Source organism: Methanomassiliicoccales archaeon (assembly GCA_013415695.1).
Taxonomy (GTDB): Archaea; Thermoplasmatota; Thermoplasmata; order Methanomassiliicoccales; family JAAEEP01; genus JAAEEP01.
Genome location: JAAEEP010000006.1, coordinates 1 through 22,453, shown reverse-complemented (window position 1 = coordinate 22,453; position 22,453 = coordinate 1). Strand labels below are relative to the sequence as shown.

The 22,453-nt window shown below is 53.9% G+C and carries 20 protein-coding genes and 1 rRNA gene; 10 read left to right on the top strand and 11 right to left on the bottom strand.

The window, feature by feature from the left end:
* Position 1: 1 nt before the first annotated feature.
* The 9 genes from GKC03_04160 (at position 2) to GKC03_04120 (ending at position 11,047) form a co-directional block, all read left to right on the top strand.
* Positions 2-373: a hypothetical protein gene (locus tag GKC03_04160; GenBank protein ID NYT11729.1), complete on the top strand. Its 372-nt coding sequence runs from the start codon at positions 2-4 to the stop codon at positions 371-373.
* Positions 374-510: 137 nt separating this feature from the next.
* Positions 511-1,818, top strand: coding sequence for a CoB--CoM heterodisulfide reductase iron-sulfur subunit A family protein (locus GKC03_04155; GenBank protein NYT11728.1), 1,308 nt, complete (start codon positions 511-513; stop codon positions 1,816-1,818).
* Positions 1,815-3,668: a CoB--CoM heterodisulfide reductase iron-sulfur subunit A family protein gene (locus GKC03_04150; protein NYT11727.1), complete on the top strand. Its 1,854-nt coding sequence runs from the start codon at positions 1,815-1,817 to the stop codon at positions 3,666-3,668. The genes GKC03_04155 and GKC03_04150 overlap by 4 nt, the downstream gene beginning before the upstream one ends.
* Complete coding sequence (locus tag GKC03_04145; GenBank protein ID NYT11726.1) at positions 3,665-4,438, top strand: hydrogenase iron-sulfur subunit; 774 nt, start codon at positions 3,665-3,667, stop codon at positions 4,436-4,438. The genes GKC03_04150 and GKC03_04145 overlap by 4 nt, the downstream gene beginning before the upstream one ends.
* A gap of 1 nt (position 4,439) precedes the next feature.
* Positions 4,440-7,448, top strand: coding sequence for a CoB--CoM heterodisulfide reductase iron-sulfur subunit A family protein (locus tag GKC03_04140; GenBank protein NYT11725.1), 3,009 nt, complete (start codon positions 4,440-4,442; stop codon positions 7,446-7,448).
* A gap of 2 nt (positions 7,449-7,450) precedes the next feature.
* The gene (locus GKC03_04135; GenBank protein NYT11724.1) at positions 7,451-7,897 is read left to right on the top strand and encodes a hydrogenase iron-sulfur subunit; all 447 of its coding nucleotides are present in this window, start codon (positions 7,451-7,453) and stop codon (positions 7,895-7,897) included.
* 20 nt (positions 7,898-7,917) lie between these two features.
* On the top strand, positions 7,918-8,931 hold the full coding sequence (locus GKC03_04130) for an oxidoreductase (GenBank protein ID NYT11723.1): 1,014 nt from the start codon (positions 7,918-7,920) through the stop codon (positions 8,929-8,931).
* A complete protein-coding gene (locus GKC03_04125) occupies positions 8,928-10,442 on the top strand; it encodes a Ni/Fe hydrogenase subunit alpha (GenBank protein NYT11722.1) in 1,515 nt (504 codons plus the stop codon). The genes GKC03_04130 and GKC03_04125 overlap by 4 nt, the downstream gene beginning before the upstream one ends.
* An 89-nt stretch (positions 10,443-10,531) precedes the next feature.
* Positions 10,532-11,047 carry a hypothetical protein gene (locus GKC03_04120; protein ID NYT11721.1) on the top strand — a complete coding sequence of 172 codons (516 nt, stop codon included), beginning with the start codon at positions 10,532-10,534 and terminating at the stop codon, positions 11,045-11,047.
* Here the strand turns inward: GKC03_04120 and GKC03_04115 are convergent.
* The 3 genes from GKC03_04115 to GKC03_04105 are packed head-to-tail and all read right to left on the bottom strand — an operon-like array spanning position 11,032 to position 13,999.
* Positions 11,032-11,790 carry a metallophosphoesterase gene (locus GKC03_04115; GenBank protein NYT11720.1) on the bottom strand — a complete coding sequence of 253 codons (759 nt, stop codon included), beginning with the start codon at positions 11,788-11,790 and terminating at the stop codon, positions 11,032-11,034. The genes GKC03_04120 and GKC03_04115 overlap by 16 nt on opposite strands.
* 47 nt (positions 11,791-11,837) lie before the next feature.
* Positions 11,838-12,515, bottom strand: coding sequence for a metallophosphoesterase family protein (locus GKC03_04110; protein ID NYT11719.1), 678 nt, complete (start codon positions 12,513-12,515; stop codon positions 11,838-11,840).
* Positions 12,516-12,538: 23 nt separating this feature from the next.
* Complete coding sequence (locus GKC03_04105) at positions 12,539-13,999, bottom strand: NAD(P)H-hydrate dehydratase (protein ID NYT11718.1); 1,461 nt, start codon at positions 13,997-13,999, stop codon at positions 12,539-12,541.
* 81 nt (positions 14,000-14,080) lie between these two features.
* On the opposite strand from GKC03_04105, the gene GKC03_04100 reads away from it, so the two are divergent.
* The gene (locus GKC03_04100) at positions 14,081-14,371 is read left to right on the top strand and encodes a DUF211 domain-containing protein (GenBank protein NYT11717.1); all 291 of its coding nucleotides are present in this window, start codon (positions 14,081-14,083) and stop codon (positions 14,369-14,371) included.
* Here the strand turns inward: GKC03_04100 and GKC03_04095 are convergent.
* The 8 genes from GKC03_04095 to GKC03_04060 form a co-directional block, all read right to left on the bottom strand.
* Positions 14,368-14,652 (bottom strand): signal recognition particle protein Srp19, encoded by a 285-nt coding sequence (locus GKC03_04095; protein NYT11716.1) that lies wholly within the window; start codon positions 14,650-14,652, stop codon positions 14,368-14,370. The two genes, GKC03_04100 and GKC03_04095, sit on opposite strands and share 4 nt — an antisense overlap.
* A 38-nt stretch (positions 14,653-14,690) precedes the next feature.
* Positions 14,691-15,071, bottom strand: coding sequence for a 30S ribosomal protein S8e (locus GKC03_04090; protein NYT11715.1), 381 nt, complete (start codon positions 15,069-15,071; stop codon positions 14,691-14,693).
* A gap of 84 nt (positions 15,072-15,155) precedes the next feature.
* Positions 15,156-15,794 carry a phosphoesterase gene (locus tag GKC03_04085; protein NYT11714.1) on the bottom strand — a complete coding sequence of 213 codons (639 nt, stop codon included), beginning with the start codon at positions 15,792-15,794 and terminating at the stop codon, positions 15,156-15,158.
* A 49-nt stretch (positions 15,795-15,843) separates the two neighbouring features.
* Positions 15,844-16,755, bottom strand: a complete 912-nt coding sequence (locus GKC03_04080) for a hypothetical protein (protein ID NYT11713.1) — start codon at positions 16,753-16,755, stop codon at positions 15,844-15,846.
* Positions 16,756-16,822: 67 nt separating this feature from the next.
* Positions 16,823-17,443, bottom strand: coding sequence for a translation initiation factor IF-2 subunit beta (locus GKC03_04075; GenBank protein NYT11712.1), 621 nt, complete (start codon positions 17,441-17,443; stop codon positions 16,823-16,825).
* Between the two features lie 59 nt (positions 17,444-17,502).
* Positions 17,503-19,107: a CTP synthase (glutamine hydrolyzing) gene (pyrG, locus tag GKC03_04070; GenBank protein NYT11711.1), complete on the bottom strand. Its 1,605-nt coding sequence runs from the start codon at positions 19,105-19,107 to the stop codon at positions 17,503-17,505.
* Positions 19,108-19,241: 134 nt separating this feature from the next.
* Positions 19,242-20,771 (bottom strand): transglutaminase domain-containing protein, encoded by a 1,530-nt coding sequence (locus tag GKC03_04065; protein ID NYT11710.1) that lies wholly within the window; start codon positions 20,769-20,771, stop codon positions 19,242-19,244.
* 200 nt (positions 20,772-20,971) lie between these two features.
* Positions 20,972-22,451 (bottom strand): 16S ribosomal RNA (locus GKC03_04060).
* Positions 22,452-22,453: the final 2 nt, after the last annotated feature.

The window sequence follows — 22,453 nt, the reverse complement described above, 5'->3', positions numbered from 1 at the left end:
GGTGATTGAGACGGCGACCGAAGAAATGGATAATCCGGACAAGAGATATCTAATGGTGGAACTCTCCTGCAAGGACTTCAAGTGCAACCCATGCACTTATCCAGACTGTCAGCGTTACGTTCGTTTGACAGAGAAGCCCAAAGTGACCACCAAAGCGTTTGAGGTAGAGGGTCCACCTGTAAGCAAGGATGGGTACCGACAATGGTACATGTTTGTTGAACTGGCTTGTTCAGAGAAGCAGTGCGATCCATGCACCTATCCCAATTGTCAAAGATACAAGAGGGAAGTCCTGGACAAGAAGAAATTCAAGGTTAAGACTGTGGAATTGAAAAAATCTGGAGATCTTTCAGGGATCTTCGAGGGAGGGGAGTAGGAGCCATTTTCAGGATGGGTACCTTAAGTGCGTGCAAATGATCGTTGAAGCGGTCAGGCACCAGGTACCCATGACGTGGAAAAGAATCCACTTTCCAAAAGAAAATACTGTGGTTTTACTGGACGGAGGAAAGAAAAATGGAAAAAACGGTGCTGGTAATTGGCGGCGGCATCGCGGGCATACAGGCCTCCTTGGACCTAGCGGACAAGGGAGTCATCGTGCACCTGGTGGAAAAGGAGCCCAGCATAGGTGGCCGAATGGCACAGCTGGACAAGACCTTCCCCACCAATGACTGCTCGATCTGTATACTCGCCCCGAAGATGGCTGATTGCTATGGACACCCCAACATTAACGTGATGACCTGTTCTGAATTGGTCGGCCTCGAAGGTGAGAAGGGCAAATTCAATGTCAGGGTACTGAAGAAGGCTAGATACGTTGATGAATACAAATGTACGGGGTGTGGAGAATGCTTGGAAAAGTGCCCCACGAAGAATATACCCAATGAGTGGGAGCAAGGTTTGTCGACAAGGAGGGCCATCTATATGCCCTTCATGCAGGCTGTTCCCAGAGCGGCGATCATAGACCCTGAGAACTGCAGGTACCTCAAGGAAGGAAAGTGCGGGGTCTGCAAGAAGGTCTGCAAGAGGGAAGCGATCGACTACGAGATGAACGATGTCATGCTGGAGTTCGATGTCGGGGCGGTGGTTGTAGCCACAGGTTTCGATGTCTGGAATCCGTCCACCTCGACGGAGTACGGTTATGGACGATATGCGAATGTATTCACAGCCATGGAGTACGAGCGCATAATCAACGCCGCAGGACCGACCCACGGACACATCCAGAGGAGATCCGACGGCAAGGAACCCGATCGCATCGCGTTCATCCAGTGCGTTGGATCGAGGAACATACAGACCGGTCACCCCTACTGCTGCGCCGTATGCTGCATGCACGCCACCAAGGAAGCTATGCTGGCTAGCGAGCACATTGAGGGAATCAAGACCACCATATTCTACAAGGATATGAGGGCCTGTGCCAAGGGATTCAACGAGTATGTCGAGAGGGCCAAGGCCGACTACAACGTCGAGTACATAAATTCTGATGCCACTGTCCAGGGAGAAACCGATAATGGAAACCCCATCGTCTCCTACGACGTTGGCGGCAAGTCACAACAGAAGGAGTTCGATATGGTTGTCCTCGCGACAACCCTGGTGCCAACTGATAAGAACGCTAAGCTGGCCCAGTCGATAGGCGTGGATCTCGATAAGTTCGGCTTCTTCAGGGTGAAGGAAGGGACTTTCCAGCCCGTCGAATCAACTCGTCCAGGGGTTTACCTGGCGGGTTATTGCGCTGGCCCTGTTGACATCCCAGAATCTGTAGCCATGGGCTCGGCCGCTGCTGCCAAGGCGGTGGAAGCTTTGGTTGAGGGTAGGAGGATGTTTGCATGAGCGATGAGGAGATCAGAATAGGAGTGTTCATTTGCCATTGTGGGACCAACATCGGCGGATTCGTTGATGTCCCCGCAGTGACCGAGTATACCAAGACCCTGCCCGACGTGGTTTTTGTCACGAACAACCTCTACACCTGTGCCGAGGACGGCCTGGCGACAATAAGAGATGCTATCAAGGAGCACAATCTGAACAGGGTCGTCGTGGCTTCATGCACTCCAAGAACGCATGCGCCGCTGTTCCAGAGCACCTGTGAGTCCGCGGGACTGAACAAGTACCTGTTCACCTTCGTCAACCTCAGGGAGCATTGCTCCTGGGTGCACATGAAGGAGAAGGACAAGGCAACCGTGAAAGCCGAAGAACTGGTTCGGATGGGAGTTGCCAGGGCTAGACTTCTGAAGCCTCAAGAAGAGGCGCGCATCGAGGTCGAGCCTTCGGCACTCGTCATCGGTGGTGGCGTTGCAGGCATGTCTGCAGCCATCTCCCTCGCGGACATGGGATTCCCGGTCACCTTGGTCGAGCGGGAAGCGGAACTCGGGGGTTTCGTGAGGAACCTAGGATGTCTCTGGCAAGGGCGACAGGATCCTATAGAGGCACTCCAGCCTATTATCTCGAAGGTCAAGGAACACAGGAACATCGATCTTCACCTCAACTCAGAGATGCTGACCGCTGAAGGTTTCATTGGTAACTACGACATCACGATCGACACAAAGGATGGTCAGGTCTCCAAGAAGGTCGGTACCATTGTGATGGCCACCGGCGCTCTTGAGTACCTGCCCGAGGGGTTCTACGGCTACGAGATGTACGACAACGTGGTCACGCTGACCGAGTTCGAGATTCTCGCAAAGAACAAGAAACTCCCCAAGATGAGCAGCATTGCTTTCATCCAGTGCGTTGGATCGAGGGGGCAGGACAAGACCTACTGCTCAAGGATCTGCTGTAACGTTGCCATCAAGAACGCGATCAACCTTGCGGATAACTGGAAGAACATGCTGGGCCTTGAAGACGAAGAGGGAAAAGCGGTCGAGACCGTCCCCGTGGAGAAGAAGGCGCCAGAAGAGGTGTTGGAACGCAGGCGCAGCAGGCGCCGTGGTCGCAGAGGAGGCCGCGAAGAGGAGGGCGAGGAAGCCCCGGAAGCTCGAAAGGAGAAGCTGGACATCGCCATATTCAACCGTGACATCATGTCCTATGGTGTTGAGCACGAGCTGAACTTCAACAAGGCGAGGGAGAAGCACATTCGCTTCGTCAGATACACTCCTAAGAACATGCCAAAGGTCTCGCTCGAGGACGGAAAGCTGGTCGTCGATTACTGGCACGAGACCCTGCAGCTGCAGAGGAAGATGCCGGTGGACATGGTAGTTCTGTCAACTCCTCTCATCGGTCAACCCGATTCTACCGTTCTCTCCAAGATGCTGAAGGTCCCCATTGGACAGGAGGGATTCTTCTTGGAGGCACATGTCAAGCTAAGGCCCGTTGACTTCGCTACCGATGGTATCTATTTGGCAGGCACCTGTCGTGGTCCAGCCGACATCCCAGAAGCAGTTTCCCAGGGTCTGGCCGCAGCATCCAGAGCAGCCATACCACTTGCCAGAGGATTTGTCCAGCCCGAGACACTCACAGCTTTCGTCCAGGAGGACATCTGCACTGGCTGCGGAACCTGCATCGAGGTCTGTCCTTATTCCGCGATAAGGAAGAACGAGGACGACATCGCTGAGGTCATAGTGGCGGCGTGCAAGGGATGTGGCTGCTGTGGAGCGACATGTCCAGAGGGCGCGATCATGATGTCACACTATACCGACGAGCAGTTGCTTGCAGAGGCAAAGGCAGCCCTTCAAGAGGTGCTACTATGAGTGATTTCGAGCCAAAGATCGTGGCGTTCCTTTGCAACTGGTGTTCTTACGCCGGTGCTGACCTGGCGGGAGTGAGCAGGTATCAATATCCCACCAACATCAGGCCAGTAAGGGTAATGTGCAGTACCAGAATCTCTCCGCATATCGTCCTGGAATTGCTGAAGGAAGGGGCGGACGGCGTGATGATAACAGGCTGTCACATTGGCGACTGCCATTACATAAGTGGCAATTACTACACCGAGAAGCGCGTAGCCATGATGAAGAAACTCGTCGAGCTCTCGGGAATGGATCCAAACCGGGTCAGGTTGGAATGGGTCTCAGCCTCGGAAGGTGAGAAGTTCGCCAACGTGGTTACTGACTTCGTCAACCAGCTCAAGGAGATGGGACCTTCACCCGTGGGAAAAGATGACAAGCTCATGGATCGTCTGGAAGCGGCCACGGAAGCAGCCAAATACTTCAGGCTAAGGGTGCTGAACGGCAAGGATATCAAACTGACTGAAAAGGGCAACGTGTATGGTGATGTCCTAGACTGTGGAGAATTCGACAAAATGATGGAGAATGCTACCGAGGACGAGTACCTGCGGAGCCTTATTCTCCAGCTAACCAAGACCGAGGCTTTCTCAGTGAAGGAGATCGCCAAGGATATAGGGAAGTCCACCGAGGAAACGCTGGAGCATGTTGTCTCACTGAGGTCCAAGAACCTTCTGGCACTTGACCGCATCGATGACATGACCCCGCGGTACAAGGCCATCTTGATAGGAGGTGCCTGAAATGTCTGAGAAGGTAGGAGCGGTGATGGTCGTCGGAGGCGGTATTTCCGGCGTCCAGACCGCACTGGATCTAGCGGACTCTGGCTTCAAAGTCTACATGGTTGAGAAGAAACCCAGCATCGGAGGCGTAATGGCCCAGCTGGACAAGACATTCCCTACCAACGACTGCTCCATGTGCATCATGGCGCCCAAGCTCGTCGCCGCTGGAAGACATCACAATATAGAGATAATAAATAACGCTGAGGTACAGATAATCAACGGCAAGCCAGGCGACTACCTGGTCACCCTCAAGAAGAGGACGCTAAGAGTTGACCTCGACAAGTGTACCGGCTGCGGAGTCTGCGCGGAGAAGTGTCCAGTGGAGACCACCGACGAGTACAACGAGTACATGAAGAAGAGGAAGGCAATCTACGTCATGTATCCTCAAGCCGTGCCTCTGGTCTACGCTATAGACAAGGACAAGTGCATCGGCTGTGGAATCTGTGCGGAGGAATGCCGCGCTAAAGCGGTGGTCTATGAGGCCAAGGACGAGGCCTTGGAGATCAGCGTGGGCGCAGTGATCCTTGCAACCGGATTCGACGAGTTCGACGCCACGCAGAAGAAGGAGTACGGCTATGGGGAGTTCAAGAACGTGGTGACCAGCATAGAGTTCGAGAGAATGCTGTCTGCAACGGGCCCCTACTTCGGTCTAGTGCTCCGTCCATCTGACGGTGAGATACCTAGGAAGGTCGCGTTCCTGCAGTGTGTAGGTTCAAGGGACGAGAAGGTGGGTAACACCTACTGTTCGTCCGTCTGCTGCATGTACGCTATCAAGGAGGCGATCATTGCAGGTGAACACACGGAGGGACTGGAACCGCACATCTTCTTCATGGATGTGAGAGCGGTCGGAAAGGAGTTCGAGGACTACCGCAAGCGCGCTGAGGAGGAATATGGGATAACCATTTACCGCGGAACGCGTGCGGCTAGCGTGGAGGAGGACCCAATAACCAAGAATCTCGTCGTCAGCTATTCCCAGGGTACAGAGATCCACAGGGAGGAGTTCGACATGGTTGTCCTTTCTGTCGGCCTCTGTCCCCCAAGGGACGCCAAGACAATGAGCAAGCGCATTGGTTTCGCCCTGAACAAGCACGGCTTCTGCTCGACGACCGTTTGGGATCCGCTGTCCACGACCAAGGACGGCATCTTCGTCACTGGTGCTTTCGGAGCGCCCAAGGACATTCCAACGAGCGTGGCGGAGGCGTCCGGTGCAGCGGCAAAGGCAGCTGCGATCATCTCCAGTGAGAGGGGCAAGCTGGCTACCGTTAAGACATACCCCGATGAGATCGATATTTCGGAGGAGGAAGCCCGTATCGGGGCGTTCATCTGCCACTGCGGAATCAACATCGGAGGCGTGGTCAAAGTACCTGAGGTAGTGGAATACTGCAAGTCCCTGCCCAATGTAGTGTACGTTGAGGAGAACCTCTACACATGCTCGGCCGACACTCAGGAGAAGATCAAGGACATGATCAAGGAGCACAACCTGAACAGGGTCCTGGTCGCCTCCTGCACACCAAGAACGCATGAGCCTTTGTTCCAGAACACCATCAAGGAGGCCGGACTCAACCCATACCTGTTCGAGCTGGCCAACATCCGTGACCAGTGCTCCTGGATTCACATGCACGAGCCCGAGAAGGCGACCAAGAAGGCCAAGGACCTTGTCCGAATGGCCGTTGCCAAGGTTCGACTGTTGGAGCCCCTGACCAAGTCAGAGCTCCCCGTCAACCAGTCCGCCCTCGTCATCGGAGGCGGCCTGGCTGGAATGACCGCGGCTCTTGAGTTCGCGGCTCAGGGATTCCCGGTGGATCTCCTTGAGCAGACGGACTCTCTGGGAGGAAACCTCAAGCAGGTCTACATCCGCCAAGACGGCAAGACTGGGCCAGAGGTCGTGGATGGACTGATCTCCAAGGTCATGGCGAGTGACAAGATCACCGTGCACCTGAACACCAAGGTCCAGGACGTCAACGGGTTCGTGGGCAACTTCAAGGTGACCACCACTCAGGGCGAGATCGACACTGGAGCGATAGTGGTCGCGACCGGAGCTGAGGAATACAAGCCCACCGAGTACTTCTACGGTGAGGATGACCGCGTGGTCACCCAGCGTCAGCTGGCCAAGAACCTGGCCGAGAAGCCTCTGGATGCCAAGACCGTTGTCATGATACAGTGTGTCGGCTCCCGCACCGAGGATAACCCGATGTGCAGCCGCATCTGCTGTTCCAGCGCCATGAACAACGCGGTGAACGTGAAGAAGCAGAACCTCGACACAGAGGTGTATGTCTTCTTCAGGGACATCCGGACCTACGGGTTCCGCGAGGACCTCTACAAGGAGGCGAGCGAGCTTGGAGTCAAGTTCATCCGCATCAAGGACACCGAGATGCCTGAGGTGACAAAGGAGGGCGACAAGCTGGTCGTCACGGGACACGACATCATCCTCGATGAGGACATCTCGGTACCAACGGACATGGTGGTGCTGAGCACCGGAATAAGACCGCTTCACGAGAATGAGGCCTTGGCAATGATGCTGAAGGTCCCCAACTCCAAGGACGGATTCTTCCTGGAGGCTCACATGAAGCTCAGGCCGGTGGACTTCGCCACCGAGGGTATTTACCTGGCCGGTTTGGCACATTGGCCTAAGTTCGTCGATGAGACCATCGCTCAGGCTGCAGGTGCGGCCGCTAGGGCCATGACCGTGATCTCCAAGGACACTTTGGAGACCGAGGGTATAATCGCGGCTGTCAACGAGGACCTCTGCGACGGCTGTGGCATCTGCGAAGGCCAGTGCGAGTATAAGGCCATCGAGATCGTCAATGTCCAAGGCAAGGAGGATGAGAAGATAGCGGTGATCAACGAAGGTCTGTGCAAGGGCTGCGGTTGCTGTGTTGCGGCCTGCCCGTCCGCGGCCATGGAACAGCGCGGCTTCAAGACCGAACAGATGATCGCAATGATCGACGCGGCTCTTGAGGGAGGTGACTGAACATGAGCACACAAACAGCCGTGGCCGCACAGGAGCAGGATGCGTGGGAGCCCAGGATATTGGTCTTCTGTTGCAACTGGTGCTCCTACGCCGGCGCGGACCTTGCGGGGGTCAGCAGATTGCAGATGCCCCCCAACTTTCTGGTAATCCGTACCATGTGCTCCGCCAGGGTAGACGTTGAGTTCGTCCTGGAGGCTTTCGCTAAGGGTGCTGACGGTGTGCTGGTGGCTGGGTGCCACCCCGCAGACTGCCACTATATTGGCGGGAACTACCGTACCAGGAGAAGGATAGCGCTACTCAGGATGCTGTTGGAACAGTACGGATTTGATCCAGAAAGACTTAGACTTGAGTGGATTTCCGCTTCAGAGGGCGAGAAGTTCCAGAAGACGATGGTGGAGTTCACCGAGACCATCAAGGATATCGGCCCGAACCCCATCAAGGAGGAGTGATCCGCTCGGAGGTGAGATGAATGAGCGACAAAATTAAGATAGCACAGTACTGGGCGGCCAGCTGCGGCGGCTGCGACGTCGCACTACTCGACATAGATGAGCGTATCCTTGGTGTCGCGGAACTAGCCGACATTGTGTTTTGGCCGATTGCGGTGGACACTAAATTGAAGGATGTGGAGGCCCTGCCTGACGGTTATATAACCGCCACATTGTTCAACGGCGCCATCAGGAACAGCGAGAACGAGTACGTGGCCAAGCTGCTCAGACAGAAGTCAAAGATCATGGTGGCCTTCGGTTCATGTGCCTGCTTCGGCGGCATACCTGGACTGGCCAACATCACCTATGCGGACGACATCATGGACTATGTCTACAACAAGACGCCATCGATGGACAATCCTGAAGGAATACTCCCCCTGGTCGAGTACCACGCCCCTGAGGGCGATCTGGAACTCCCTGAGATGTATGACACCGTGAAGACGCTCGAGGACTTTGTTGAAGTAGATTACTTCATGCCAGGCTGTCCTCCGACCGTTGACAGGATCAACGAATTCCTTGACGCGGTGGAGAAGCATGTGAAGGAGGGCGCACCACTTCCTCCAAAGGGAGCGGTCATCGCCTCGGAGAAGACCCTGTGCGATGAGTGCGGCCGAAAGAAGGAGTACAGGAAGCTCGAGAGGGTCTACCTTCCACACGAGCTAGATGAGATCGATCCCGAACTCTGCCTGCTGGATCAGGGCATCATATGCATGGGCCCGGCCACTAGGGCGGGATGCGGGGCGAAGTGCGTCAACGTGAGCCAACCCTGCAGGGGCTGCTTTGGGCCTACCAGTGCGGCACTGGACCACGGAGGCAGCATGCTCTCGGCCCTTGCCTCGATTTTCAAGGTCGACGAGTCGGAGACCAAACTCTCCGAGGAGCAGATCGTGGAGCTGATGTCCCATATCAAGGACCCGCTGGGTACCTTCTATGAGTACACTATGCCAGTGGGTCTGATTAAACGGGCGGTCCGTGAGAAGAGGAGGTCGAAGGCATGAGCCCCGAGATTTTCGATACACCAACCAAGTCCGAGTCCAAGAGGATCACTGTCGATCCTCTAACCAGGCTCGAGGGTCACGGGAAGATAGAGATCTTCCTCAACGACGACGGCAATGTTGAGAACGCTTACTGGCAGATCCCTGAACTGAGGGGATTCGAGCGATTCTGCATCGGCAGATCGGTTGAAGAGCTCAACAAGATCACCTCAAGGCTTTGCGGGGTGTGCCCTGGCGCCCATCACATAGCTTCGACCAAGGCGCTTGATGGCGTCTATAACGTCGAGCCTACGGAAACCGGTCACAAGCTTAGGGAGCTGTTCTACCAGGCCCACTACGTCCACAGCCACATTGCGCACTTCTACGCTCTGGCGGCACCGGACTTCGTTCTGGGGCCAGCGGCACCCGTTGCCCAGAGGAACATCATCGGGGTGGTTGGAGCCGTGGGAGTGGACATCGGTGCAGAGGTCATTAAGAACAGATCCCGGGCGCAGAAGATCCAGGAAATGCTTGGTGGAAAGGCGACCCACCCCGTCTGCGGCATGCCCGGTGGCATGACCAAAGGACTCAACGAGGACGAGCGCAAGCAGATCGAGGATTGGGCCACCGAGATGGTGGAATTCTCCAAGTTCTCATTGAACGTTCTGAGCGATGTGGTCCTGAAGAACGAGGATTACATGGCCATAATCACCAACCCCGATATCTTTTACCACGAGACCAACTACATCAGTCTGGTGGACAAGGATGACAAGATCAACTTCTACGATGGCGAGCTGAGGGTCGTGAACCCCTCTGGAGAGGAGATATTCAAGTTCCACCCTGACAACTACCTGGACTACATCGCCGAAGCGGTGTACCCCTGGAGCTACGAGAAGTTCCCCTTCATGAAGAAGATCGGGTTCAAGGGATTGGTGGACGGAGCGGACTCAGGTATCTACCGCTCTGCCCCGCTTGCAAGGCTGAACGCCTCAAAGGGATTCACAACCCCGCTTGCCCAGGAGCAGTTCGAGAACTACTTCGGGGTCTTCAGGGATCTCGGCGTGAAGGGACCTATTCACTTCACCCAGGCATTTCATTGGGCGAGGCTCATAGAGCTTCTGTACGCTTCGGAGAAACTGCTTGAGCTGGCACAGGACCCGCAGATCACAAACAAGGACATCCGCGCTCCGGTGACCGAGAAGCCCGATGAAGGTATTGGTTGCATAGAGGCTCCAAGGGGAGTGCTCATACACCACTACAAGTCGGACCCCAACGGCATCACCACCGATGTGAACCTTATCGTGGGCACGACCAACAACAACGGCCCGATCAACATGTCGGTGAAGAAGGCCGCCAGCGCTCTGATAAAAAACTGGATGGTCTCACCAGGACTCCTGAACATGGTGGAGATGGCATACAGGGCGTACGACCCGTGCAACTCCTGCGCCACTCACACCCTGCCGGGCGAGATGCCGATCAAGGCCGTCATCCGCAAGGTCGATGGCTCGGTGTACAAGGTCGTCAAGAACTTCTAAAACCCCTTTCTTCCCCTTTTCATTTTTTCTCTAACCCCCAGCGAAAGCGATATGAAGCCGCCTGCTCATTTGTGCGAAAGGTGAACTACATGGAGGATGCAGTCAAGTTGGTGGCCGAGCTTATGGCCATTTCAGCCCGGACGGCGCCGAAGGCCATGGGCAAGGACTTTATCGACATCAAGGTCGTTGACGGGGATGATCTTAAGATGCTGGGTGAGAGGATGCTCGAACTCGCGAAGGAAAGGGAAGCCCCCCACTTCGAACGCGATGGAAACAACATCCTGAAATCGGATGCAGCGCTGCTCCTGGGCCTCAGGGATCATCCAGCCCTAGGTCTGAACTGCGGCGCCTGCGGTTTCGACTGCAAGGAATTCAACAAGCAGGAGAAGACCATAGACTTTGAAGGGCCCAATTGTGTCTACAGGGTTCTCGACCTTGGCATCGCGATCGGATCGGCGGTCAAGACCGCTTCGCTCATGAATGTCGATAACCGGGTGATGTACCGGATAGGAGTGGCGGCGAAGCAGACTGGAATGATGGACTCCCAGATTGTAATGGGAATTCCGCTGAGCGCTACCTGCAAGAGCATTTACTTCGACCGCTGAAGCCGAAGATCCTTCAACCTGCCCAGGAAAATGCCGTCCAAGAGGTAGACGCGGGCATTGTCAAGGTCCACCAGATCGCTCTGGAGCAGAGGTCCTAGCAATTTCTTCCCTTCGAGGTTGACAGGTGAACCGCCCATGCTGCGATTGAGTGCGGGCATCACTATCAATTCGTCTGGTAGCTCAACATAGCGACCGTTGTTCTCCTTGAACCCGCAGCGAAGCCAGCAGGGTTCGGTGGTCGTCCGTCCGAGGTTATCCTTGAACATGATGGCAGGATGGGTGTGAGCCATTACTAGAAGGCTCGAGGCCATGACCTCGTTCGAGGGCCAAGTATGCCCGTGCACGAAGCCAACATCGCCTACCCGGAACCCCGTCGATGAATGGACCTTCACCCCCCTTTCTGGAAGGAACTCCTCGATGCCTCCATCGTGATTGCCCCTCACAAGGTGTACCTCATCGAAGCTGTCTCCCACCCTCATGAGGAACCTGGGGACCTCCGTTTGTTCCTGACGGGTCGACCCGGGGACCATGTGCTTTATGTCCCCTAGAAGGATCAGCTCCTTCTCGTTCTCCCTGACCTCCAGGAGCTCCTGCTCCATTCTATGGGTGAGGCTTGGCAGGTGAATGCCCTTGTCCGAGTACTCGGCTTCGATACCTATGTGGAGATCACCAGCGCAGAGAATGCCCTCAAGCCTCAGTATTGGATAATCAATGATGGGAATGGCAGGAGGCTGAGGATCCATAACTCCCTACACCACCTCGGCGATATTTTATGCTGTGGGATAAACGCTCAGAAACCGTACTCCAGTCTTTCAGCCAGAAAATGGGGTAGACCCACCTCGTTGACCTTGCGGAAGACCTTATCGATATTGTATGACTTTCTGCATATCGTCACATCGCCGTGCTCTGTATCCAAGATCGCATAGCTGGCCTTCCTATCGCCATCTCTGGGTTGTCCAACTGATCCAGGGTTTATGAGGGTACCGTCGGTGAACTTCCGGACGAATGGGATGTGGGTATGACCAGATATCATGAAATCGCATGCGCACATCTCAATCAGCTCCGGTCCCGTATCAATCTCGTAAAGGTATTCGTCATCGTCCCTGGGTGAGCCGTGGTACATCGCGATGATGCGTCTATTGACCTTGGTCCTCAGGTTTGATCTGAGAGACTTGAGGTAGTCCACATTCTCAGCGATGATGTTTTCAGAGGTCCATCTGGCCGCATCGGCAGCCAGTCTATTCATTCCCACGGTATTGAAGTGGATCACCGCCCTGTCGTGGTTCCCTTGTATTGCGGTCACATTCCATTCCTTTAGAAGGTCTATAGTCTCATTGGGGAATGGATAGTAGCCGACTATATCCCCGGCGCAGAATATCCTATCGGCCCCAAGAGTATCGATATCTTCCAGAACCGCCTCAAGCGCCACGACATTGGAGTGGACATCCGAAATGATAGCCACTATCACATGGTTTCAATTGGGTGATGGTCTTATAAAACCTTCTCAAGGCAGATTTTGAGCACATCGGGTATCTTCTCAACCAGATCGCTTGCCATCATCCCAAAGCCATGCGATTCGAATGCCATATCCCCGGCGTAACCGTTCGTGAATGAGGCGATCCTCGCAGCATCGAAAGGCTCTACACCCTTTGCTAGTAGACCCACCATTATGCCAGCCAACGTATCCCCCGTGCCACCGACACTCATCGAAGGGTTCCCGGTCCTGTTTCTCCGGACCCTCTTGCCATCGGAGATTATGTCCACCCTTCCCTTCAGGATCACCGTGAAGTCAATCTCCTTTGCGAAATCCTTTACCGAGGACTTGTCGAAATCCACATCGCCTCCAGGCAATCGACCGGTGATGGCTTTGAATCCAGGATGATGAACGGTGAGAACTCCAGTCTTGTCTTCCAGGATAGAGAGATCTTTCCCTATTGTCTCGAGATTATCAGCGTTCACCACCATCGGCGTCTCGCAATCCTCCAATATTCTCAGGATGACCCTCTGGCTGGATTCGGATTCGCAGAGACCCGTACCGAGTAGGACTGAGTCGACCTTTTCAATAAGCTCCTTCACGATCGGGACATCCTCCATCGCCAGCTCAGGTGAACTGAGCCTATGAACAATGAAGTTGGGCGAGTGCCCAGCAATGGGGCCGTAAGCCAAAAGGGGGGCGGCGATGTGCACCAGATCAACACCTATACGGTACGAAGAAAGGCCAGCTAGGGTTGTCGCTCCAGGGAAGAACCCTCCACTGACTATGAGCACCTTACCGTTGTCTCCCCTATAGGATTCCTCCTCAGGCAAAGGGTAATAGATGAATTCCCCAGGCCCGACGAACTCCTTGGCCTCAGGCGGAATGCCGATGTCATGTACCACGATCTTGCCGCAGTCGTCCTCAGTCATGCCTTCCTTGAGTTCGTGGAATGTGATTGTATAATCAGGAATTACCTTGATGTCGGCCTCCAAGCCCGACGGCACGTCAATAGATAGGACAGTCTTTTCGAACTCGTTGATCCGGGTTATGAGTGTCCTGTAAGGCTCGTTGACCTCTCCCTTCATGCCGGTTCCATATAGAGCATCGACCAGTAGGTCGAAGGTCGAAAAGTCCACCTCATCCGGCTCCACCGAGAGGTCACGGACTCTCTCGTAGTTCTTCAAGGCCAGCTCGGTCCTTATCCTCTCAGATGGACGGGCAAGAACGACTGTCACTTCCATGATGTCGCTGAGATACCTGGCAGCGACGAAAGCATCACCAGCATTGTTACCTGTACCGCAGATCATACCAATACTGCTACCTTCCCCGGCAAGCTCTCTAACCAACTGGGCCACTCCCTTCCCCGCCTCTTCCATCATGTACTCCGGGGTGACGCCCAAGTATTCCGAGTTGATATCCAAGACCCTGACCTCGCTGAAAGGCATCATCAATTCAAAATCGACTCGGGATACCATAACCTTTCCCTTTGTCTGGGACTTCACGGAAAATGATTTTATACACGTTCATCAATCTGAAGGAACGGATAGGTAAGTACCTTGAGCGATATCAAGCGTTTAGTTCTGGATGTCCTGAAGCCCCACCATCCTTCCATAGTGGAGTTATCGACACGTCTTAGCGTGCTCGAAGGAGTTTCAGGGGTCAATCTCACACTTGACGAGGTGGATCAGGAAACCGAGTCAATCAAAATAACCATCGAGGGCAATGCCATCGACTTCGACGTGATTCAGCAAGCGATCGCTGAATCCGGGGCTGTCATACACTCAGTTGATAGTGTATCCGCCGGAAAGAAGTTGGTGGAGGAAGTTGAGACACCCCAGGACCGCTAGTCCCGGGCGAGTTTCTCGGCTATCTCCTGAATGAGCTCGGTCTTTGGGAGCGAGTTCTCGACCAGAATCCTTCCTTTGTGATGGTGCCAATTACCAGGGTAAGACTTGTCTTCCTCGATCCTGAAATCCATCTCCATACGGATCAGGACCTTAGCAATGGCCTCCGTGGTTGGGTTGGGGATTGCGAGCTTCTTGCTCACCTTTCGACCCTGAGACCTGCTCCTTTTAGCATCAAAGTATTCGGGCCAAACGACCCATGCTGTCTCCTCATCAAGGGCCATGGTACACCGATTAGAAAATGAATATAAAATACTGGTGCTCACTCTATGAGCACAGCGTTCACGGTACCGTCCTGACCTGGCCTTGAAGTAACTCTTGCCATCCCAGCGTCCGTCTGGATCTTGGCACCCTTATTGATAATGTTTCTCTGGACGTAGTTGGGGTTGGCAGGGTTCTCCCTCACAGTCAGGATCTTGACCTTCTTGACCGAATTATCATTAGGATCCACCACGTTCGCGTATTCTGCGCTGAGCATGCGGACCTTCCTGTTGCCACCCTTGGTTCGGTACATCTTGTGCCTCTCCGCTCCCACGAAGGTGAACTGCATCTCCCTTCCGATTTCGAAGCGTCTCTTCTTCCTCTGAGGGCGGCGCCTACCACCAGTGGCCTTCCGTCGTGACTTTCCCTGCCAGAGTGCCATGTCAATCCTCTGGAGGAGAGAAAAGAGGAGTGATATAAAAGGTTTGTGCCAAGTGGGATTTATGAAGTTGGCATAAAGCCCGTTTCAATCCACTCGATCCAGGAGTTCCATGACTATCGATCCACCTATCTCTAAGAGGCCCGAGAAGCCGTCCTTGGCGGCTCCGGGATTCATATACTTGGTGCCATCCACCTCCACGATTCCTCTGGCCTCATGAATGTGTCCAGCCAGCCAAGCCTTGGGTCTGAACTCATTTGAGATCCTGAGAAGAGAATGGCTGCCGGCGTGATGACCGTGACGTGTCTTGTCGTTGATGCCATATGGTGGGCAGTGAGTAACCATTATCGCCCCCTTCTCCATGATAGGTAGAAGTGACTCGTAGATCTCAACCTCGCTCTGCTCGTTCGGAGTGTCGAAGATGGTAGGATTGGAGCCCCCAAGACCAATCAAGGTCTCCCCTTCCAGCTGGATTTTGGCCTTGTGCAATGACACCGCAGTCTTCTCGATCCAACCAAGGACCAGCGGTGGGTCGCAATTGCCATGTACCGCGTAGATCGGTACTTCGAATGCCGAGAGGAACTCTCCGGCCCATTCCGGAGGCCCAAATTGAGTAATGTCCCCGAGAACCATCAGGGCATCGGCGTCGTGTGTCTCTACCAGCCCGTTCGCCCATCCAATGACCCTATCCCTCATGTGAATGTCGGTGAGAACCAGGAATCTCATTTTAGATCAAGAATCTGAAATGCGTTACCGGTTATGATTCTTTCTAAGCTCATATGATCCCTAGGCTCAATTCCTGGAACACGATGATATAGGTGAGGGCGAAACCCAGAAGCGCCCCACCATTCAGGAGAGGGAGGCCAGCCTGAGGTTTTCCCCTGTAGACCAGCCTCATCAGTAGAAGGTAACCGATGAAGCTTCCGATGATCGTTCCCAGCGCCACGATCAGGTTTGGGAAGTCCATGGAACCTGATGAACTTGGCAGGAACATGAATGCCGATACCACCAATATTCCAGGGATCACCGAATCACCTAAGCCCATGAAAACCGCTTCCCTTTCCTCCCCCTCGGCCGTGATGTTCTTGCCCTTCAGTGAATCCATCTTGAATCCTCCCTTCTTCGGTACTACGAACAGAACCGGGAGTCCGAGAGGCGACACCCCCTCAGCTAGAGTGAGCATGTGTTTGGTCTTGTAGACCGAGATGGCGTCATACAATGCCAGTACGATGAGGAAGATCATTGCCGGAAGTATTCCCAAGGACATCCCAAGTATCGCGGTTACTCCAGCCGCCACTGTTATTCCCACGATATCGATCACGTACCATTCAGGATGAATGATGAGGGCTGACACCATGGCAACTGCCATCGCCAAAGAACCGAGAAGGGCGGCGTTCACGTTAGGGAAAACCAGATAGATGAGGGGAATGAACATGATGAATATGGTGATGAAGACCGATGTGAGGAATATAGCCTGGATTATGCGACCCTTTCCGTACTTGATGAGGATGAGCACGATCCCGGTGATAAGCAGGATCATCACGATGTAGACAAGTGGATTCACCGGGTTGTCAGCGTCCTCGAAGGCTTGGTATTCTGCAGGAAACAGCGGAGCCAGGGTGAGGGCTGCGAACTGAATGAACAGAAAAATGAATGCGGTCCCGATAATGGGGAGCTTGTCCCTCATCAGCTATGCCATGAGAAAGGAACTAGATAATCGTAACTGAGAATTGTAATCAACCTCTTGGTTGGGATCACTCGTTTGAGATCTTTCCGAAGGCGATGTTTCCGTCTACCTTCTCCACCTTGACCTTTACTCGGGATCCTTTGATGGTACCAGGCACATAGATGACCACGTTGCCACGCTTGGCCAGTCCATCTCCCTTCTTTCCAACGTCCTCGATGACCAGCTCATAGGTCTCACCAGCTTTCACCCCTTTGGTCTCCAGTGGGCGTATCGTCTTGCTCACATGGACCGGTCTGTGGGCGCCGCACGCCTCGCACTCGAGGACCAGGATCCGTCCCTCCTTGTTGATGTGAGTATCAGGCCTGCCGCACTCCGAGCAGATCACCCATGTCTCGGTGTAGCTGTTTATCCTGTCGGTAACCTGGCTCGGTGAGATTTTAGCCTTGATTATGACCCTCCGACCCTCGATGAATCCGGGTGCTCCGAGCTCTCGCAGAAGGAAGTGAAGTAGATGTTCGGGATCCCGCCTTAGGGCTTCCACTATGTCCCCGAAATTCCTGATGACGGTCTGCTTTCCCTCCTGTAACACGTCCACCTCAGGAACGTTGAACCTCTCGTGCTTCTCTATGGTATCTGGCAACTCGTCCTTTGCCTTCTCTAGTAATGCGAGGTAATCGTCTTCCGCCATCGTATCAGGCTCTCAAACACCTTCCCTCTTATAAAGCTTCCCTCAGTTACCTTCCAAGCTCAGTGGGTCTTGTGCTCCAGAGCGGCTCTGACCAGTGCTAGATGGAGGGGTGAAGGCCTCTCAGGCCTGGATTTGAATTCGGGATGGAACTGCGAGGCGACGAAGAATGGATGATCTTCAAGCTCCCCGATCTCCATTCGTATGCCGTCGGGCGAGCGACCGCTAAAGCGCCAACCGCTCGATTCGAACTGCTCAATGTACTTGGGGTTGACCTCGTACCGGTGGCGGTGTCTCTCCATTATCAGGTTCTTATCGTAAACTTGTTGGGCCAGGCTATTCTCATCAAGGATAACTGGCTGAGCTCCCAATCTCATGGTCGCTCCCATTTTCTTGACCACCCTCTGCTCTGGTAGCAGATCAACGACAGGATGTCTCGTGGAGGGATTGAACTCCGTGGAATGTGCTCCTTCCAGATCCAGCAGGTCTCTGGCAATGCTAATGGTCGCGATCTGGAACCCAAGACAGACGCCGAGGAAAGGTATCTCTTTCTCCCTCGCGAACCGGGATGCCATGATCTTTCCTTCTATACCTCGTTCACCGAAGCCCCCTGGGATAAGGATGCCGTTCACCTCACCAAGTCCATGGGGTATCCCCTCGCTTTCGAAATCCTCCGAGTCAAAGAACACTATCTCCACGGTCGTACCAGCCTCGGCTCCAGCATGGTTGAAGGCCTCCTTGTGACTGATGTACGAATCTGCCAGATGTGTATACTTGCCGACGCAGGCGATCGTGATAGTATTCGGAGGGTTTATCACTCTTTCAAGAAAAGCCTTCCATTCATCCAGATCCTTCTGGAAGGCTTTGAGATTGAGCTTCTTGATGAGGAATTCGGTCAGGCCCTGTTCTTCAAGAATCAAGGGGACCTCGTATATGGATCTAGCATCCGGAGCAGATATTACCGCCTCCAATGGAACGTCACAGAACAGCGATATCTTCCGCTTGATGGAGTAATCGATCGGTTTGGTGCCTCTGGCGACGATGATGTCTGGCTGGATACCAATGGACCTGAGCTCCTTCACGGAGTGCTGTGTAGGTTTGGTTTTCTGCTCACCAACTGTTCCAAGGACAGGAACCAGAGTGGTGTGTATGAAAACACAGTTCTCCCCCTTGCCCAGCTCGGTCTTCATCTGCCTTACTGCCTCGAGGAAGGGCATACTCTCGATGTCTCCTACCGTACCACCGAGCTCCACGATGCACACATCCGCCCCGGAGCCATCAGCCACAGACTCGATCTGACCCTTGATCTCATTGGTGATATGGGGGATGATCTGAACGGTCTTCCCCAAGAACTCTCCCTGCCTCTCTTTCTCGATGACCGATTGGTAGACCTTGCCTGTGGTGATATTGTGATCGCTGGTAAGGTTCACATTCAGGAATCTCTCGTAGTTACCCAGGTCCAGATCGACCTCACCGCCATCCTCCAGGACAAATACCTCTCCGTGTTCGAAGGGGTTCATCGTGCCCGCATCAATATTCAGGTAGGGGTCGATCTTTATGGCAGTGACCTTCAGACCTCTGGATTTCAGAAGTCGCCCGATAGAAGAAGCAGTGATGCCCTTTCCCAATCCGGAAAGCACACCTCCCGTGACAAAGATATATTTCATCGCATTCACGGGAATCTCCGATAGCGTTCAATCATATTTCAAGGTTGCCTCAACACTGGGTAACAAGGTTCTAAACCTTGAGGTATGGTTCGCATCGAAATCGGTCAAATCACAATGGATCGATCTGTGAAAGCCTACTGAGTATACTCCCCTCCGATAGGGTCGATATCGAATTCCCAATGATAGTACATTGTCAGTTCAACATCAGTCTGAGAGGTCAAGCAGACCGCCGATGGTGCCTGATGCACTGTTCTGAACAGGATGGCGTTAACAGGGTCCGGGTTCATCGGAATGTCGAAGTCCTTCTGTATGATGAACCTGTAGGGATCGAGGTTGTCGAAGTAGAACTCCTTGAAAGTAGTCCTCTCTTCATCGGTGGCATCAAACGACCAGTCAGCGATCTCGGCAATGGTAACATCCGCTGGAACCCAACCATAATTCGGTACTAAGAACTCCGCCCAGAAGTGGTTACCGGCAGTTCCCGGAACCAGTTGGTTGCCCCCAATGTCCCTGGCTGGAATGCCTATGGATCTGCAAAGAGCGCAGAAATAGGAGCTCTGGGCGCCGCAGTCTCCATGTCCCATCTCATGAACGTATTGTGATTCCGGGATTCCCGCGGTCGACAGATAGAGGTGTGGTACGAGACTGTATGGTATATTGTCGACGACGTACCAGTAGATCTTCTGGGCCTGCAGGTATGGATTCGTCTCGTTACCCACGATCGAAAGCGCCAGTTCTCTGATTTCTTGATCTACGACAATGTTCTCAGAAGTGCGAGTGTAGTGGATGTACTCGGACGATCCCTCATCGTATTCTCCCACTTCTTCGGGATCTACGCTGAATCGCATCTCATACTCGGTGAATGTGAACTCGATGGTGACCTCAAGGTCTCCCTTTATCTCGTTTAGGGGTATCTCCAAGTAGGCCAGACCTAGGTCCGCGTAAACGTCCGGCTGATGGACGATGTACTCCCATGGCTCTATTGAAACGATTTTCACATTGACCTGACTTGAGGTGGTCACCGGATGCGGTATCCAGAGTTCCAGGGTTCCGTTCTCAGGAAGTTCATCTCTGGGAACCGATAGATTTCCCCATCCGTGGAATTGGATAGGATTCAGGTAGGGACCTTCATGTAAAGGGGTGGCATTCCAGACAATGTTCCTGATGGCCTCCGAATCGTATATGGGCGTGTGCCCGATCCCTTCCATCATCTCCCTTATCAATTCAAGGTTCCGGAATCTGATGTTCTGGATGAACTGCTCGTAGTACAGAACCTCTCCATCTGAGATCAGCTTCTCCGTCGAATCGTTATCAAGCCAGGCGTTCCGCGTTTCTCGAGGCATGTTGGGAAAAGCCTCTTCCAGCAGGACTTCAGCCTCGGCCCTGGTGAAGGGGAACTCCAGCGTCATTCGCTGGCAGATGAATTTCCAATTTGTGGCCCGAATGGATCTGGTCACCTCTCCTTCCAGGGAATATGCTTGGCTTGCATCCTCGAAGAGTGCGGAAGCGGTTCGGTAGTTGGCTTTAAGATACTCGTTCATCGCCGAGGTGAAAATTGAGTCCCCGGTTTCATCTCGATCAGAACTCGAGAGACACCCAGAAGAAATCACCACAGCGGCTATTAGCAGTGCGATCAATGCCTTGGTCGCGCCTTTCCCAGTCAACAAGATCTCTCCTCCAAACCATTCCTCAAGAATAGTTACGGTCCAAGCAATTGAGGTTTTGGGATATTTCAGTATTGTTCATAGATTGCAGAGGTGGAAATGCCAGAGTGTCTATGAAAATGAATGGACGTTCGATGTGCATTTTGGTGCCTGGCATACCACATGGAATTGGAATTTTATTAGGGGGGCCGAAGCCCCCCTTGCGTAGGAGGTGATCCATCTGCAGGTTCCCCTACAGATACCTTGTTACGACTTAACCCTCCTTGCTGAATCTCAGTTCGAGCGCCCCAAAGAGAGGCACCCTCACTGAAACCCAACTCGGGTGGTTTGACGGGCGGTGTGTGCAAGGAGCAGGGGCATATTCACCGCGAGATGTTGACTCGCGATTACTACGGAATCCAGCTTCATGAGGGCGAGTTACAGCCCTCAATCCGAACTACGGACGGGTTTCGGGATTGCCTTCACCTTTCGGTGTTGGAGCCCATTGTCCCGCCCTTTGTAGCGCGCGTGTAGCCCAGGAGATTCGGGGCATACGGACCTACCGTTGACCTCTCCTTCCTCTGACTTAGCGCCAGCGGTTCCATTAGTGTGCGCGTCCCCCGGAGGGGCCACTAGCAACTAATGGTGAGGGTCTCGTTCGTTATCTCACTTAAGAGAACGCCTTACGGTACGAACTGACGACGGCCATGCACCACCTCTCGGAAAATCAGGCAAGGTCATCAGCCTGGCCTTCATGTAACCGTCGCTCCTGGTGAGTTTTCCGGCGTTGAATCCAATTGAACCGCACGCTCCTCCCGTTGCGGTGCTCCCCCGCCAATTCCTTTAAGTTTCATCCTTGCGGACGTACTCCCCAAGCAGCAGGCTTAACAACTTCTCTCCGGCACTGGGCGCCCCCAAAGGACCCCCAACACCAAGCCCGCAGCGTTTACACCCTGGACTACCGGGGTATCTAATCCCGTTTGCGCCCCAGGGCTTCGTCCCTCACCGTCGGATCCGTTCTAGTCAGACGCCTTCGCCACCGGTGGTCCTTCCAGGATTACAGGATTTTACCCCTACCCCAGAAGTACCTCTGACCTCTCCCGGTCCCAAGCCTAGCAGTCTCCTCGGAATTCGGACAGTTAAGCTGGCCGATTTACCCAAGGATTTACTAGGCCGGCTACGGACGTTTTAGGCTCAATAAAATCGACCACCACTCGGGCCGCGGGTATTACCGCGGCGGCTGGCACCCGTCTTACCCGGCCCTTACTCCTCCCGCTTTTTAGACGAGAGAACAGCCAACACTGTGTGCTGGCACTTGGAATCCCCTCATCGGGGTTTCCCCCATTGTGAAGTTTTCGCGACTGCTGCGCCCCGTAGGGCCTGGACTCGTGTCTCAGAGTCCATCTCTGGGCTCCCTCTCCCAAGGCCCATACCCGTCACTGGCTAGTGGGTCCGTTACACCCACTACAACCTGATAGGCCGCAGACCAATCCTTAGGCGCCGGAGCTTTCGACCTAGAAGCATTCCAGTATCCTAGATCTATGGGGTATTATTCTCAGTTTCCCGAGGTTATCCCCCACCTAAGGGCATGTTATCCACGTGTTACTGAGCAGTCTGCCGAGTCCCGAAGACTCTCGACTCGCATGTCTTAATCGGATTCCAATAGCGGTGGCCGCCGGCAGGATCAACCGGAATCGATCCGC

Excerpts from the sequence above, each read along its gene's own strand:
- GKC03_04155 (NYT11728.1), top strand. The coding sequence starts at position 511 with ATGGAAAAAACGGTGCTGGTAATTGGCGGCGGCATCGCGGGCATACAG.
- GKC03_04150 (NYT11727.1), top strand. The coding sequence starts at position 1,815 with ATGAGCGATGAGGAGATCAGAATAGGAGTGTTCATTTGCCATTGTGGG.
- GKC03_04145 (NYT11726.1), top strand. The coding sequence starts at position 3,665 with ATGAGTGATTTCGAGCCAAAGATCGTGGCGTTCCTTTGCAACTGGTGT.
- GKC03_04140 (NYT11725.1), top strand. The coding sequence starts at position 4,440 with ATGTCTGAGAAGGTAGGAGCGGTGATGGTCGTCGGAGGCGGTATTTCC.
- GKC03_04135 (NYT11724.1), top strand. The coding sequence starts at position 7,451 with ATGAGCACACAAACAGCCGTGGCCGCACAGGAGCAGGATGCGTGGGAG.
- GKC03_04130 (NYT11723.1), top strand. The coding sequence starts at position 7,918 with ATGAGCGACAAAATTAAGATAGCACAGTACTGGGCGGCCAGCTGCGGC.
- GKC03_04125 (NYT11722.1), top strand. The coding sequence starts at position 8,928 with ATGAGCCCCGAGATTTTCGATACACCAACCAAGTCCGAGTCCAAGAGG.
- GKC03_04120 (NYT11721.1), top strand. The coding sequence starts at position 10,532 with ATGGAGGATGCAGTCAAGTTGGTGGCCGAGCTTATGGCCATTTCAGCC.
- GKC03_04115 (NYT11720.1), bottom strand. The coding sequence starts at position 11,790 with ATGGATCCTCAGCCTCCTGCCATTCCCATCATTGATTATCCAATACTG.
- GKC03_04105 (NYT11718.1), bottom strand. The coding sequence starts at position 13,999 with ATGGTATCCCGAGTCGATTTTGAATTGATGATGCCTTTCAGCGAGGTC.
- GKC03_04095 (NYT11716.1), bottom strand. The coding sequence starts at position 14,652 with ATGGCCCTTGATGAGGAGACAGCATGGGTCGTTTGGCCCGAATACTTT.
- GKC03_04090 (NYT11715.1), bottom strand. The coding sequence starts at position 15,071 with ATGGCACTCTGGCAGGGAAAGTCACGACGGAAGGCCACTGGTGGTAGG.
- GKC03_04085 (NYT11714.1), bottom strand. The coding sequence starts at position 15,794 with ATGAGATTCCTGGTTCTCACCGACATTCACATGAGGGATAGGGTCATT.
- GKC03_04080 (NYT11713.1), bottom strand. The coding sequence starts at position 16,755 with ATGAGGGACAAGCTCCCCATTATCGGGACCGCATTCATTTTTCTGTTC.
- GKC03_04075 (NYT11712.1), bottom strand. The coding sequence starts at position 17,443 with ATGGCGGAAGACGATTACCTCGCATTACTAGAGAAGGCAAAGGACGAG.
- pyrG (NYT11711.1), bottom strand. The coding sequence starts at position 19,107 with ATGAAATATATCTTTGTCACGGGAGGTGTGCTTTCCGGATTGGGAAAG.